The following is a 13,367-nucleotide window of genomic DNA, read 5'->3' on the forward strand; positions in this document are numbered from 1 at the left end:
CCTGCTCATCAAGCTCACAAAGCCGAAGGCTCCCTCCCCTCCCTTTGATGATCGGGAAGAGAGCCCGGTGTCGGTCAGGCGGTGATGCGGTCGATCACGGCCGCGGCGGTCGCGACGGGGATGAACATCCGCGTTTTGTGCTGGATGATCTCGGTGAAGCACCCGGCCGCCTTCAGCTCGGCGAGACGCGTGTGCGGCCAATCGAGCAGTTCGAGGCGCTGCTGGGACGCGACCAGGCTGCGCTTGAGGCGATAGGCGCCCACGGCCGAAATCTCGCCGGTGCCCATGACGTGTTTGGCGGTGTCGGCACCCGACACGGTGATGGTGGCGGCGATGCCGAAGGCGTCCGCGAGCTTGGTTACAAGTGGGGCGGGGACGATGCGGCCGAGGAAGGACTGACCGTCATCGGTGTTGAGCCGCCAGACCTGGACGTGATCGTCGGGGAGGCGGTCCCACACGGGCAAGAGGAGGCCAGTGACAAGGTAGAGCGTGCTGGTGCGGGTCTTGCCCGACATCTCCTCTACCTCGGCTTGCCACAGCGCGGCAAACTCCTCCTCGCTCGCGTCCTCCCACATCGTCTCGACGAGGAGGTCCTGGCGCATCCGCTCGGTGCGGGTCGGCCGCACCAATTCATAGCGGCGCACGATCTCGCCATCATCATCGGTCAGCGAGTAGGTGCTGCACCGGATCGCGGCCTTGCCAGACTTGCGGTTGACGATCGGGCGGGCGTCGTCGCCAAGAACGCGCAGCGCGCGGTCGAGCGCCAGCGGCTTGTAGCGTTCCTCGGTCTCAAGCCGGAGGATCTCGGTCTCGGCGCCGGTGGTCTGGTCGCGCCGGATCACGGTGCGATCGAGGATCGTGATGCGCTCGGCGTTGATGCTTTCGACGCCAAGATCGAGCGTGCCAGCTTCCTTGGCCGCCTCAATGCGCGCCTCGATCAGACCCAGGTACTCGTCGAAGATCGCGTTCTGGAGCGCGATGCGCAACGCCAGAATACGGTTGAGCCAGCGTTGGATGGGCGGCAGCTCCTCCTTGAGGCCACCACCGTCGCCCTCCAGCTCGAGCCCGGTCAATTCCTGGAATTGCTTGAGCGTGGTGGAGCGCAGCTTGCCGTTGGAAAGCAGCCGGAACCACTGTTCGAGCGACTCCTTGGCGTAATCGCTTTCGAGGTTATCACGCGGATTGAAGAGGCCCTGTCCGCCCGTCTGCCGCTGACCGCGGGTGAGCGCGCCCAAGCTGTCGAGACGGCGCGCGATCGTCGAGATGAAGCGACGTTCGCCCCGGCAGTCAGTCGAGACGGGCCGGAACAGTGGTGCGGTCGCCTGATGCGTGCGGTGCGTGCGCCCGAGGCCTTGGATGGCGGCGTCAGCGCGCCAACCGGGCTCGAGGAGGTAGTGATTACGCCGCGACTGGTTCTCGGCCGTGAGGCTCGCGTGATAGCTGCGGCCGGTTCCGCCAGCATCGGAGAAGATCAGGATCTTCTTGGCGCCGCGCATGAAGGCATCGGTCTCGGCAAGGTTGGTCCGCGGACTGCGGCTTTCGACGCGCTGGCGGCCGTGGGCGTCCATGATGACGCGCCGGCTGCGCCCCGTGACCTCGGCAACGGCATCGGTGCCGAAATGCCCGATGATATGATCGAGGGCAGAGCCGACGATCGGGAGGGCGCAGAGCTGCTCGACCAGGGTGTCGCGCATCTCGAGCGCTTCCTGGCTGAACACGGGGCGGCCTTCCTCGTCCGACATCGGTTCGGAGCGGGTCTTGCCGGTGTCGTCGACATAGGTCTTCATCTGCCGGACCGGGAAAGCGGCCGTCAGATAGGACATGACGAACTCGCGCGGCGACAACTCGATGTCGAGGTTTGCGCGTTCTTCGACCGTCAGCGCCGCCAATGCGCGGTTGAGCATCGCTTCTGAGGTGGAGACGAGCTGGATGACGACACTCTCGCCGCGGTCGAGGTCGGCGCGGATCGCGGGCACCAGGGCGGGCAGCTTCATGCCGATCAGCAGTTGGCAGAAGAACCGTTGCTTGGTGGACTCGAAGATCGAGAGCGCCGCGGCCTTGGCGCCGCTATTGTAGGTGTCGTTCGAGAAGCTGTCGGTGACGCGGGTCGCGTCAAGCGCAGCGCGCAGGTTCGCGTGGATGATCGCCCATGCGTCGGCATAGGCGTCGTACACCTCGATCTGGTCGGGCGTAAGCTGGTGTTCGAGGATGTCGTATTCGACGCCGGCGAAGGACAGCGCGCGGGCGACGTAGAGCCCCTGCATCTTCAGGTCGCGGGCGATCAGCTCCATCGCCGCGATCCCGCCACGGCGCAGGCTTTCGACGAACGCCTTGCGATCGGCGAACGCCGTGCCCGGACCCCACAGGCCGAGCCGGGTCGCATAGGCGAGATTGTTGACGTCTGACGCGCCGGTTGCCGACACGTAGAGGACGCGGGCGCGGGGCAGGAGGTTCTGCAGGCGGACGCCTGCGATCCCCTGGTCGGAGCCGTCCTTGGTGCCAAAGCGGCCTTCGCCGCCTGCGACACCGGCCATTTCGTGCGCCTCGTCAAACACGATCATGCCATCATGATCGTCGCCGACCCATTCGAGGATCTGCTGGAGCCGGGTGCCCTTATCGCCGCGATTGGAGCGCAGCGTTGCATAGGTCAGGAAGAGGATGCCTTCGCCGGCGCCGATCGGAGTGCCGAGCTTCCACTGGTTGAGGTGCTGGATGTCGAGCGCGAGGCCGCCAACGGCGGTCCAGTCACGACGCGCGTCCTCGAGCAGCGTTTCCGTCTTCGAGATCCAGATGTGCTTGCGGTGTCCGCGCAGCCACTGGTCGAGGATGATCGCGGCGACCTGGCGGCCTTTGCCGGCGCCAGTGCCGTCACCGAGGAAGAAGCCGGTCCGATAGGGACGGCCTTCCTTGTCGGGCGTGAGCGACAGGCCCTCTTCAACGGGTTTGAACAGGCCTGGAATGTCGCGCTCGAAAGCGTCGCCGGCATAGATCAGCGTCTCGAGCTGGGCGTCCGAGAGCGTCTTCGCGTCGACGACGGACTGCGAGAGGGTTGGGATGTAGGACGGCCGTGGCGCCGTGATCGAACCCATGGCGATCGACTCCACCAGCGCGGTCGGATGCGCGGACGCGCACGGGATCGCGATCCGGCTCGGCCGGTAGGGCAGGTACACGCCCACGGCTTCGCCGGTCGGGACCGGCTCGGCGAACACGGTGTAGTCGATCGGACGCGCGACAAGCGACTGCGCGGATTTGGGCATGGGCGCGGCGAGCCGCGGCTTGCTGGCGAGGCCGCCTAGCAGCGAGCCACGCCCGTTTGGGCGGGAGAGCTGAAGGGCCGACACGCGCGTCGCGACAGTTGGTGCGGGGAGGACGGCGCGGGCCGCGATCGCGGCCCGCGCCTCGGCGAGCGAGCTGCACCGGATCAGCTCGGCATGGTCGCCAGTGCCTTTCTCCAGCACCATGATCTTCACGGCCTGGCTGGTGCCATGCTTGGCATAGGCGTTCGCCGGCAGCTCGAGGTGGAGCGTCAGCGTGCAACCCTCGGTCACCTTGGCCCAGGCGCGGCTCGACGTGTCGACTCGATCGGGCAAGATGACGGCGCAGCGGCCTCCGGCTCCGAGCCGCATCAGCGCAGCTCGAAGATGCCGGAAGGCGGCAAGGGGATCGGCGTGGCGGCCGATGCTGCGCGAGAAGGGCGGATTCATAAGGACGGCCGTAGGCTGGACGCTCGGCGCCAGCAGGTCGTGGATCAGCTCGGCGTCGTGGCGCGTGACGGCGACCCCGGGGAAGGCGGCACCAAGCATCTCGGCGCGAGCCGGATCAATCTCGTTGAGGACGAGACGCGCGCCGGCGCGGGAGGCGAACGCAGCGAGGAGGCCAGTGCCGGCAGAGGGCTCGAGCACCAGGTCCGTGGGTGCGATGCGCGCAGCGAGCGCGGCGAGGTAAGCGATCGGCGCCGGTGTCGAGAATTGCTGGAGTTCGATTTGCTCTTCGCTGCGAACAGTGTGGGTCGGCAGGTTGGCGACCAGCTCGGTAAGCGCAGCGACACAAGCGCCTGGATCGGCCGGAAGGTCTGCTTTTGCGAGGTACATGACCTCGGCGAGTTCGAGCATGTCGTAGGCGTCACGGAGCGACCAGCGACCGTCGGCAGACGAAGCGCCGTAGGCTTGCTCCATGACCCACAGCAGCGTGCTGCGCTGGAGGGATCCATTCCTGGCGATCGTGTCGGCGACCGCCTTGGCAGCGGTGATCGACGGTTCGGTGAAATCGAGTTCGAGAGCTGCGGCTGAGGTGCGCATCGAGGGCCTCCGTTATGTCGCCCGGTGCTCATCACCGGATCAACAAGCCGAAGGCTCCCTCTCCTCTATCGCTTAGCCGTGGCCGTGGTGTCGGGCGGGTTCCTCGGAAACAGGCTCTTCGCTGACCGGCTGGCCTATGTGCGAGTAGCTGTATTTCTCGGGCACGATGAATTGCCCGATCCCGAAGAGGATCAGAATGGCGCCAGAAAAGCGGGCTAAGCCCTCAAAAAGCCGACGCCCGCGCATATGGCTGTAGGACTTAAACTGCTCGACGCCATACTGATTGGTGCGGTTGAAGCGGGACCGCGCTGGCAAGCGCCACATGAACAGACCGATGACGATCAAGACTATGGGCACGATCTTGGTCACAGACGCTCCTCCGCTGAGGAGGGTTTATCCCGAACCGGCGGTGGATTTCCACAGCGCAATCGTTTTGCTCGACGGCGAGACGCGCAACGCACACCTATTTTTTCTCACCGGCTTTTAGCCGATTAAACAGCCTGTTTGAGCGGTCCAACTTGCGATGCGCCCTCTCTGCAATATCATAGGGCACAACGTAGCGGCCCACTTTGCGGAACGGTTCGACCAGCGCCTCTTGCTCACCTCGAACTCTAATAAAATCACGCGCAAGTCTGTTGCCGAATGCTGGGAAACGTCTCGGGTCGATGAACTTGCCTTCGTAGGTGGCGGCAGGATCGATGACAAAAACTATTCGAAGCTCGCCATCGATTTTCGGTGTTATGTCCACGATCTCGCCACTCGGCTTCTTCCAAACAGCGTGATGAATGGCCTCGATGAATGCGCCAGGCATCTCCCATAACATCCACCCAATGAGGCGTTCGCCACCATGTCGCTCAACCGCGGCGTCTACGTTCGGGAAGCATCGCTGCTCCTCTGCCCCTTCGATCGGTTCGTAATCCACATACATCGGGACATTGCTGCTTAGCTTTGAAGCAGTCTGAAGTACGAATGTGCTGAGGCTTTGGGGCGTTGTCAGTGCGAGCATCCTACCCTCTAGGCTTGCTTACGGATGAAGCAGATAGCGTCTCGAAGCAGATATTGAAGGTTGTGGAGATCAAGGTTGAGAGCTTCAGGATCACCGCGGCCATAATCGAATACCGCGCTGCTAAGCGGTATTGCCTTTTCTGAATGCAGGCCGCGTTCGTCACTGCTCCGCACATGCTTGAGATGGTGCGCAATCATGTCCACGATCAGAAATTCAAACGATTCTTTTCGCCATTTCTGACGCAAACTTGCGGGCTTGAGCTTACCCTTTTTCGCACGGTCGACCGCGTGGAAAGTTGCTACACACGCGAGATACGCATGTCTTCCCGATCGAGGGTTGCAGCGGAACTCCTCGAACGTCGGCACAATGATCTGGTTTATATAACCCGAAAGGTCATCCATTCCTGAGTGATTACGAAGCATCACAGGAGCTTCGTTTTCGGTCGTGCTGTGACGATTAGACATCCGGCGAGGCTCTGCTGCTAGGCCGTTCCGGTCAAGCAGAACGGCTAGAAGCCTCGTTTTGGAGATGCGCTCTCCATGCGTCGTTCCAGTCGTCATGATGCTCGGGGATGCGGCTGACGAGCTCCCGACCATTGGCAGTGAGATGATCGAACGCCTTTTTCAGCAGGCGCTCGGCAGCATGGCCACGATCGCCATAGACGATCACGCGGCGCACTTTTTCCGGGATAGCGACGAAGGCGAGCCGCTCCACGCCGCCCAGCGCCCAGGTCGGCGTGCCGAACAATTCCATTGCAGAGTGCGCGTCCTCGATGCCTTCGGCGAGGCCCAGCTCGTCCGTGGGGGGCGCGAGCCGGATCGCGGCAGTGCCGAGTAAGCCGAGCGAAACCTTGGGCTTCGCCATCGGCTTGCGCAGCACGTTGTCGGGATCGAGGAAGGTGCGCTGGACAGCGACCAGGCCAAGGTCGTTTTCGACAGCGGCGATCATCGCGGGCATCATGCGCTTGTCCGGGCCGGAGCCGAGAATCGTCGACGGGTTGAAGCGTAGCGCCTTGGGAAAGGGACCGGACAGCCCGCGCGCAAGGAGGTACTCCTCGGCGAGCGTACCCGCTATCGGGACACTCGCCTTCCAAAGCCGCAGCGCCAGCGCGCCCATGTCGCGCTTGGGTTTGGCTTCGGGCATCGACAGAGGGCCGCGATCGTGGAGCTTGCGGCGCTGCAGAGCCTTCATCACGTCGACCGTGGTGCAGCCGGCGAAGCAATGGAACAGGATCGCGGTATCACCGAGGCGGACGGACAGGCTCGGGGAGCCGTCATCGTGCGCGGGACAGCGGCATTCGCCGCGCGTGCCGCGCCACACACCGCCGAGCTGTTCGACGATGCTCTTGGCGCGGATTTCAGCGTCCAGGGGCAGTCTCGCCATCGCGATCGTCCTGTGGTTGTGATGGATCTCGGTCACGGGTGCCTCCGGCAAAATTGAACCGAAGAGCAGCCGGCATCCTCCCCTCCAAGGCGGCGATAGCCGCCCGACTCCGCGTCCTCGCGGACGTCGCGTTTCCTAGTTGTAGAGGCCGGAAAAGAGGTCGCCGATCGCCCGCACGCGAAAGGCGTTCCACCAGCGGCGCCGGCGATGCTCGGCCGCGTCGTGGATCATGTGGCATCGCTGGCAGAGTGCCGCGAGGTTGCGCCAGCGGGGGCCGCTGTAGGTCGGGTCGTGATTGAGATGCGCGGTTGCGAGATAGACGGGCTTGCGCGTCATCCGGATCGCCTCGAGCGGCACGAAGGCGGGTGCGTAGCGGAGCCGACGTCCGCGACCATCGCGCCAGGCGTGGATCTCCACGTCCCACCACACGCCATTCGCGCCAGCGAGGAAGGTGATGTACCGGCCGTGAGGGCGCCGGCAATGCTCGCACCGGCCGCCCGCGCGCGTAAAGCGCACGATGTTGCTGATCTCCGGCCAGTCGATCGGATAAAGCCAACGATGTTCCGGGCGGATCGGCATAAGGCAGATTCTGAATCATGCCGTACCGGAACGAAAGGAGAAAATTGCCGGGAGCGGCAATATTCTCCGTCACGGTTTGGACGGCGCCGCAGAGTTGCCGGTGCTCGATCCATTGTCGGTCGGCGTGACATACTCATAGGTGCCGGGCTTCGATTTGGCGTAGGAGCCAGCTCGCGGATTAGGGACTTCAGGATTGTCGCGGTAATAATCCCCGACCGACTGCTTGGCGGGTTGCTTGTTACATCCGGCGATGATGGCGGTGCCGGCAATCAGAACAATGAGGGTAGGGCGGTTCATGGGCGATCCCTTGGCTGTTGATTTCGATCAGGCATCCCGTCTCGCGACGCTCGGGGTAGAGTTCGCGGCCGTCGCAATCACTGGCTGAAGCAGCTGAAGTCGAAGGGCTTGACCGAAGGTCCGCCCTCCTGAGCAGGCGAGGATCGTCACCCGGTAGGGCCGAAACCGCGCCTGCGGGTTCGGTCGCGGTGAAGCCGCGATAGAGCCGTGCCGAAGGCCGCCCCCGCGCTTCATCAGCTTTGCTCAGGTTCGGCCTTGGTCAGGACCGAAAACGTGTCCGCAATCAGCTCGGTGCGGTACGAAATATCGTTGCTTTCGCCTTGGTGATTGCTCTCACGAACGCGGCCGGTGATGTGGACCAGATCGCCCTTTCCAGCGCCTTCGACCTGGCTGGCGACGTTCGAGAAGCACACGACACTGTTCCAATGGACGTCGGTTTTCCAGTCGTCCCCGTCGCGTCGATTGTAGTTCGCCGCCACACTTACGTAGCTCACGCGCTCGCGCACCGTGATCTTGCCGATCCGGCCGATGATCCGAAACTCCGCGATATTCTGGGGCATCGTCTTCTCCTTTGCTGGGGTGAAATGCAGAATCCGCGCGGTACAGACGCGCTAGTCGCGCTGCTCCTCGGCGTGCCGAAAGTGGTATTTCGCGATGTTTTCAGGCGTCGCGTAGAGCTGGTACGCCCGCGTCCAGTCGTGGCTTATCTCGCGCTGGGCCGTTGCGAGCGGCACCTGATGGGTGCAGACTAAGCGCCACAGCACATAGGCAAGTACGTTCTTGTCGCCGGCGTTCGCTTGACCGCTCCGCGGTTGCAGCCAGAGATCGCGCCGGTCGAGCGGCGCGCCGCCGATCGAGATCGGGATCAGATGGTCCAGCTCATAATCGGCCATCGCTTCGCCTGGATGCTGCGCATCCATCAGGCGGCGCTTGAGCGGGCTGGTGATCGCATAGGTGGGACGCGCCGCCCGGGCGTAGCCCGGGCGGCAGATCGTCTCGTCAATGTTGTCCTGGGTGATAGCGGGATCCGTCGCACCGGGAGTTTCGCGCGGCGGAAGGCGGGTCGCGACGTTGGTCGGAAGGAGCGGGTTATGTGCGACCTTTGATAGGCTCGCGACAGCATCGCAGATCGAGCCGTCGCCGGCTGCGGTGCAACCGAAAGCGCTGCCGGTGGATGTCCGATGGTCAGCCGAAGGACGGTGCCATAGGGCAACCACGGCGAGGATCGCGGCCCCGCCCAGTATGGCGCGCGCTCTCAAGCGAGGCTCGCTAACGGGGCGGGCGCGCGGCGGTGGGCTGCCACGATGCCCGCGATGACGCGGGGAAGATGAGGCGTCCGTGCCATTGTCCCATAATAACCTTTAATCGAAGATGGACAACGGCTTTTGAAGAACGTCCTTCACGGTGCGGGTTCGCGACGCGCCCTTTCAGCGAGCTGAGCCCGAAAAAACGCGAGCACCGGGCACGACGGCGGCTATTTGAGGACGGAGCAAGCCGCTTGCTCCCATCGGGGAGCATTCCGGCGCCGAAGGCGACGGTCCCGTATCTTCGCATTTCGATGACGGCGGTTTGGCGTGATGTCGGTTAGGCAAATCCGAGCCCGTCAGGGCCTCGAGTATCGGCCGACCAGGCCGATTCTTTTTGTCTCATCTTAGAAAATATAGAATCCATTTGAGGAGCAATGTTTTCCTGACACTCACGGGCTCTGAGATCAGCGCCAGTGCGCCGATCGAGACGCAGGGCGGCGCTATTGAGTGCTGCGCAAACGGCGGGATCGTCGGGCATGTAACGCCGGCGCTCGCTTAGGGGGACACCTGCCAGCATGGCGGCATGATCTTCAAGCATCCGCTCGCGGCGATGCTCCTCGTCGACAGGGGTTGGTGTATGGAGGCCGAGCATCTTCTCAAGCCACACGGGGAGGGTGAGGCGGTAGAGATTGGACGTTTGCTCCGATCGCGCGCCGGTTTCGCTGTCCGTCGAATAGTTGAAGCGCCGGATCCACTCCAGGAGGCCGATGTCCTTCAGGAGGTTCAGGGTGCGGTGGACAGTCGAGCGCGACAAGCCCGTCCAGTCCATGATTGTCTCGTAGTCGGGCGTCAGCCAGCCCTTGCGGCCCCGCTCTTCGTGCAAGAGCCGGTCGAGGATGCGTTCGCATGACTGGGTGAATTGGACGACGAGCTGCTCGCGCTCGGTGAGGTCGCGCACCTTCTGGCGCGCTTCACAGGCAAGCTTCTGCGCGTATTTGAACAGGCTGCGCTTGGCGCGATACAGCCGTGTCCGCAGAACCGTGCCGAGCGGCCGCATGAACTCGGCTTCTTCCGGGCTTTCGGTCTTGACGCTGTTCGCCCAGATTTTCCGGCGCGTGATGTGCAGCCCGCCCCTCGGGCGGCCGCCACGGCGAGGCACCATGAGCAGCGCATGGGTGGTCTCGAGGATGACGCGATCGTTGCGATGCTGTGGTTTCTCCAATCCGCAGATGACGCGAAGCGGCAGCACCGGGACGCCGTGGCGTCGTTGGGTGGCCTGGAGGTCCAGCGCGGTGCGGATGTTCTCGTAGGAGACGCCCTCGGCGCGCAGGTCGTCGACGACCGAGCCCGATAGCTCGATCAGGTCTTGCTTGATGAACCCCATTTTCCGTCCCCGTCTGGGAGCCGGAACCAGGCAAAACTAGAGCGTGGCGCGAAGCGCGCTCCCTTGAACCGAAGCTCAGGAACGAGTAAAAGAGGGGTGTTCTACGACCCGATCGATGCCGCCAAGCATCGCTCAACACGTTCCAGGGTGCCCGGCCTCCGTGCCGGGCATTCGTTTATGTGGTCACGGCCGCGTCCCTTTTGGCCGAACGCGCCATGCATCCAGTCCAGTTTCGATTGTGGAGAAGTCGAAGCGCCGGCGAAACGGCTATGATTCGTGTTTTCGACGACCGATCGCAGAAAAAGTTCGTGCTTTCGATGACCGTTCAGCCGCGAGTTCGTGCTTTCGATAACCGAGGTTCGTGCTTTCGCGGACCCAAGTTCGTGCTTTTGACAACCAGTCGAGAGCCGGCAGCCCGCAATCCGATTCGTGATTCGGCGCGAGGTTTGTTTAAGCCGCCGCGAGTAGTGCGCGTGGCGTGATCTTCACACGCATCGCGCCAGCATTTCGACGTGTTCGGCCGCTGGGCGATGTTGCTGCGCTTTCCACAAGATCGAACGCGTAGCCAGGAATGACGTCTTCATCGGCAATCCGCTTCAGCTCGAAGCGGAAGCTCTTGAGCGGGCTTTGATAACCGAGCTGGAGGCGAAGCTCGTCCAGATCGACGTCGATCGCGCCATGCACGCACGCGGAACGCGCTACCTCGTACAGGCGGCGCTCGACCGGGCCGAGTTGAAAGTAACTCGAGGCATAATCAAGAACACGTCGATCGCGCAGAATCGCGCGGTATAGCCAGTCGCATAGCCGCACTTTGACGGCTTTGAGGCGCTTAACCCCGGTCTTGGTCTTGGAATAATGGAGTTGCGCTTCGGAGAGCCATGAGAAGAAGCCGGCTTGGCCTTCGCCTCCGGCCTCGATGTTGGTTTTTATCTGGGTGCCCTGAAGGCGCTCCAAGGCGTCTGAAAGCCTTGAGTAGGATCGGGCCGATCCACTGACCCCGGTGATCCGGAACAGGTCGTGGGCGGTGAAGTAGAACTCCTGGCTGACATCAACGCCAGCCTCTAGCTTCGCCACCATCAGGCTGGCGATGTAGAGGAGGACTTCCTTGTCGTAGATGGTCGCGACGCCCTTGGCCGTCGCGGTGATCTCGATCGACACCGCATCGCTCTTATAGGCGAGTGGCTTGGTCCATTTGCCCTTGCTGAGCGCGAAGAAAGGGAAGGCCATGAGCGACTGCTCGCCACGGACCTCGGTCAGCAGCGGGCTGTCGAGAGCGAAAAGGTCGCCTTGGGGTATTACGGCTTGGCTCATGGTTCGCTTCCGGGTGGCAGCCAATCGGTTGGCGAAAACACGAAGATTGACCTGCCCCGCGACCATAGCCCTCCTAAAACGGGGATTCGAGCGCGAAAGTTCGTGCTTTCGGCAACCGTTTGAAGATGTCTCTGGCGGCCTTCGTGTTTTCGCCAACCGTTGGCGCAAGGCGTGTTTCGCTCCTGCTCAAGGGATTGGATCTCAAACGGCGTCATGCCGAGGAGCATAGCAGCTTATTGGTTAGTCCTACAATGTCATTTGTTCGATTCTGGACGCTCGAAACGACGCTGGCGAACGCAGCGTTAAGCTTAATTCAGGTGCCAACAGGGTCGTTTCGGTATAGAGTGCTTGCGAGAACACGGCCCTATGGCAGTGGCCACTTCGATATATGAGATACGTTCAATGCCCAAATGTCTCCACCTAGAGGAGATTACTCAGCCGGCTGCCGTTATTTTCGGCTTGCGGCTTAAGAAGCGCCGGAAAGAACTTGGGCTGTCCCAGGCCCAGCTTTTTGAGCGAACGGGGATCGCTCCGGGTTACATTTCTTACATCGAAAATGGCCGCGCAAACCCGACGATCGATATGATGGTGAAGCTGGCCGATACCGTCGGTTTACAAATCTGGGACATGCTGCGTCCCGAGACCGAACAGAGCGCCTGACAAAAAGCATCCAGTATGAAGGTTTTAAGGCAATTCTTTTTCGTTGCCGACGCGCCGGGACATAATTAGAAACATTAGCAACTTAGCGGCGCTCACAAAAGACGCCCTTCTGGGAGGTCGAATCCTGGGGACCCTGGGGGGAAACCGAGGGAGTTGGTGTGGCGGCTAGCGTAGAATGGCGGTCCCTTGTCGCGGACCGCATCCGAACTTTACTCAAGGCAAGGGGTCTCTCCGCTCAGGATCTAACGGAAAAAGTCGAACTTCCCGCCAAACAGGTCGTAGCAATCTTAGACGCGCGTCCTGTGCGGGTCAGGTCCCGGGACCTCGACTTGATCGCTGCTGTCCTCGGGACCGCTGCCTACGCTCTTTTTCTGCCGGTTGACGCGCCGATCGAGGTCGTACCGTTCGAGATAGTTGAACAGGGTGGATCGTCCCACTCCTAGCGCCTTCGCGACATCTGTCGTCGTGGCACCCGGCTCGTTCAACTTCGCGCGGATCTCAGGCAGCTTGTCTGGACTAAGGATACGTTTTCGGCCGGCCTGCGCCATTTCGGGCGGGTGCGTCTTGATACCGTGCATGTGCCGATAATGCGTATCCAGCGCGTCGAGTAGGGTGTGCAGCCGATCGTCGCCGTTGGGTTCTATGACGATCGCAGGGGAGCAAAGCTCAAAGCTGACGCCGGCTTTGAGGAGCTTGGCGACCGCGCGAATGAGCATGGGGGTCGTCTGGGAAAGGCACGAGAGGTCGTGGACCTTTACCCGATCGCCTGGTGCGAGCCGGATGCCTTTGCGGGCGAGTATGTCGCCGAGTTGGTTGAAGGTCTTGCGGCCAGCGAAGATCCGAACGTCGTCCGGCTTGAGACATATTTCTTGAGATTGGACGGACGCCGAGCCTGGGGTTTCGGCGAGGAAAGCGACCGTAGTTCTCAACTTTCTGCCCTTTGCCCGAGACGCCTCAGCTTGCGAGAGCGCGGAATCCTGTCGGTCCGGACTCTCTTAAAGGGCCATTTCCTATGCGACACGGCACCGTTGAGCAACCTCACCACGACACCTCCTTTCGGCTGATTCCGTACCGGTAAGCCAATGGCAATCATGCCGGCTCGTCCGGAATGGGTGTTGCAACGCCGTACACCTTCGATCATAAGACATTCCTGCACAGGGTGACGGAGAAGCAGTCTTGCTTCCAGTAGGGCTCACGGCAAA

The 13,367-nt window shown here is 62.4% G+C and carries 13 protein-coding genes; 1 reads left to right on the top strand and 12 read right to left on the bottom strand.

Going from position 1 to position 13,367, the window contains the following annotated elements; translation table 11 throughout:
* Positions 1-74: 74 nt before the first annotated feature.
* From OXR60_RS13300 to OXR60_RS13350, 11 genes are all read right to left on the bottom strand, one after another.
* A complete protein-coding gene (locus OXR60_RS13300; RefSeq protein ID WP_267396399.1) occupies positions 75-4,298 on the bottom strand; it encodes a strawberry notch-like NTP hydrolase domain-containing protein in 4,224 nt (1,407 codons plus the stop codon).
* 72 nt (positions 4,299-4,370) lie between these two features.
* A complete protein-coding gene (locus OXR60_RS13305) occupies positions 4,371-4,667 on the bottom strand; it encodes a hypothetical protein (protein ID WP_267396400.1) in 297 nt (98 codons plus the stop codon).
* 94 nt (positions 4,668-4,761) lie between these two features.
* Complete coding sequence (locus OXR60_RS13310; RefSeq protein WP_267396401.1) at positions 4,762-5,304, bottom strand: hypothetical protein; 543 nt, start codon at positions 5,302-5,304, stop codon at positions 4,762-4,764.
* An 8-nt stretch (positions 5,305-5,312) separates the two neighbouring features.
* Entirely contained in the window at positions 5,313-5,705 is a 393-nt protein-coding gene (locus tag OXR60_RS13315; RefSeq protein ID WP_267396402.1) for a hypothetical protein, read from the bottom strand.
* A 94-nt stretch (positions 5,706-5,799) separates the two neighbouring features.
* Entirely contained in the window at positions 5,800-6,678 is an 879-nt protein-coding gene (locus tag OXR60_RS13320; RefSeq protein ID WP_346015435.1) for a toprim domain-containing protein, read from the bottom strand.
* 144 nt (positions 6,679-6,822) lie between these two features.
* Positions 6,823-7,266 (bottom strand): hypothetical protein, encoded by a 444-nt coding sequence (locus OXR60_RS13325; protein ID WP_267396404.1) that lies wholly within the window; start codon positions 7,264-7,266, stop codon positions 6,823-6,825.
* 69 nt (positions 7,267-7,335) lie between these two features.
* Positions 7,336-7,563 (bottom strand): hypothetical protein, encoded by a 228-nt coding sequence (locus OXR60_RS13330; protein WP_267396405.1) that lies wholly within the window; start codon positions 7,561-7,563, stop codon positions 7,336-7,338.
* 233 nt (positions 7,564-7,796) lie between these two features.
* Complete coding sequence (locus OXR60_RS13335; protein ID WP_267396406.1) at positions 7,797-8,123, bottom strand: single-stranded DNA-binding protein; 327 nt, start codon at positions 8,121-8,123, stop codon at positions 7,797-7,799.
* 51 nt (positions 8,124-8,174) lie between these two features.
* Positions 8,175-8,822, bottom strand: coding sequence for a hypothetical protein (locus tag OXR60_RS13340; protein WP_267396407.1), 648 nt, complete (start codon positions 8,820-8,822; stop codon positions 8,175-8,177).
* Positions 8,823-9,147: 325 nt separating this feature from the next.
* Entirely contained in the window at positions 9,148-10,194 is a 1,047-nt protein-coding gene (locus OXR60_RS13345; RefSeq protein WP_267396408.1) for a helix-turn-helix domain-containing protein, read from the bottom strand.
* Between the two features lie 450 nt (positions 10,195-10,644).
* Complete coding sequence (locus OXR60_RS13350) at positions 10,645-11,505, bottom strand: replication initiator protein A (RefSeq protein ID WP_267396470.1); 861 nt, start codon at positions 11,503-11,505, stop codon at positions 10,645-10,647.
* A 402-nt stretch (positions 11,506-11,907) separates the two neighbouring features.
* On the opposite strand from OXR60_RS13350, the gene OXR60_RS13355 reads away from it, so the two are divergent.
* On the top strand, positions 11,908-12,165 hold the full coding sequence (locus tag OXR60_RS13355; protein WP_267396409.1) for a helix-turn-helix transcriptional regulator: 258 nt from the start codon (positions 11,908-11,910) through the stop codon (positions 12,163-12,165).
* A gap of 287 nt (positions 12,166-12,452) precedes the next feature.
* On the opposite strand, the gene OXR60_RS13360 is transcribed toward OXR60_RS13355, so the two are convergent.
* Complete coding sequence (locus OXR60_RS13360; RefSeq protein WP_267396410.1) at positions 12,453-13,094, bottom strand: helix-turn-helix domain-containing protein; 642 nt, start codon at positions 13,092-13,094, stop codon at positions 12,453-12,455.
* Positions 13,095-13,367: the final 273 nt, after the last annotated feature.

This window comes from Sphingomonas sp. GC_Shp_5 (assembly GCF_026540855.1).
GTDB lineage: Bacteria > Pseudomonadota > Alphaproteobacteria > Sphingomonadales > Sphingomonadaceae > Sphingomonas.

What these genes read in the sequence shown, in the direction of transcription:
- OXR60_RS13300 (WP_267396399.1), bottom strand. Translation starts at nt 4,298, where the DNA reads ATGCGCACCTCAGCCGCAGCTCTCGAACTCGATTTCACCGAACCGTCG.
- OXR60_RS13310 (WP_267396401.1), bottom strand. Translation starts at nt 5,304, where the DNA reads ATGCTCGCACTGACAACGCCCCAAAGCCTCAGCACATTCGTACTTCAG.
- OXR60_RS13315 (WP_267396402.1), bottom strand. Translation starts at nt 5,705, where the DNA reads ATGGATGACCTTTCGGGTTATATAAACCAGATCATTGTGCCGACGTTC.
- OXR60_RS13325 (WP_267396404.1), bottom strand. Translation starts at nt 7,266, where the DNA reads ATGCCGATCCGCCCGGAACATCGTTGGCTTTATCCGATCGACTGGCCG.
- OXR60_RS13330 (WP_267396405.1), bottom strand. Translation starts at nt 7,563, where the DNA reads ATGAACCGCCCTACCCTCATTGTTCTGATTGCCGGCACCGCCATCATC.
- OXR60_RS13335 (WP_267396406.1), bottom strand. Translation starts at nt 8,123, where the DNA reads ATGCCCCAGAATATCGCGGAGTTTCGGATCATCGGCCGGATCGGCAAG.
- OXR60_RS13345 (WP_267396408.1), bottom strand. Translation starts at nt 10,194, where the DNA reads ATGGGGTTCATCAAGCAAGACCTGATCGAGCTATCGGGCTCGGTCGTC.
- OXR60_RS13350 (WP_267396470.1), bottom strand. Translation starts at nt 11,505, where the DNA reads ATGAGCCAAGCCGTAATACCCCAAGGCGACCTTTTCGCTCTCGACAGC.
- OXR60_RS13355 (WP_267396409.1), top strand. Translation starts at nt 11,908, where the DNA reads ATGCCCAAATGTCTCCACCTAGAGGAGATTACTCAGCCGGCTGCCGTT.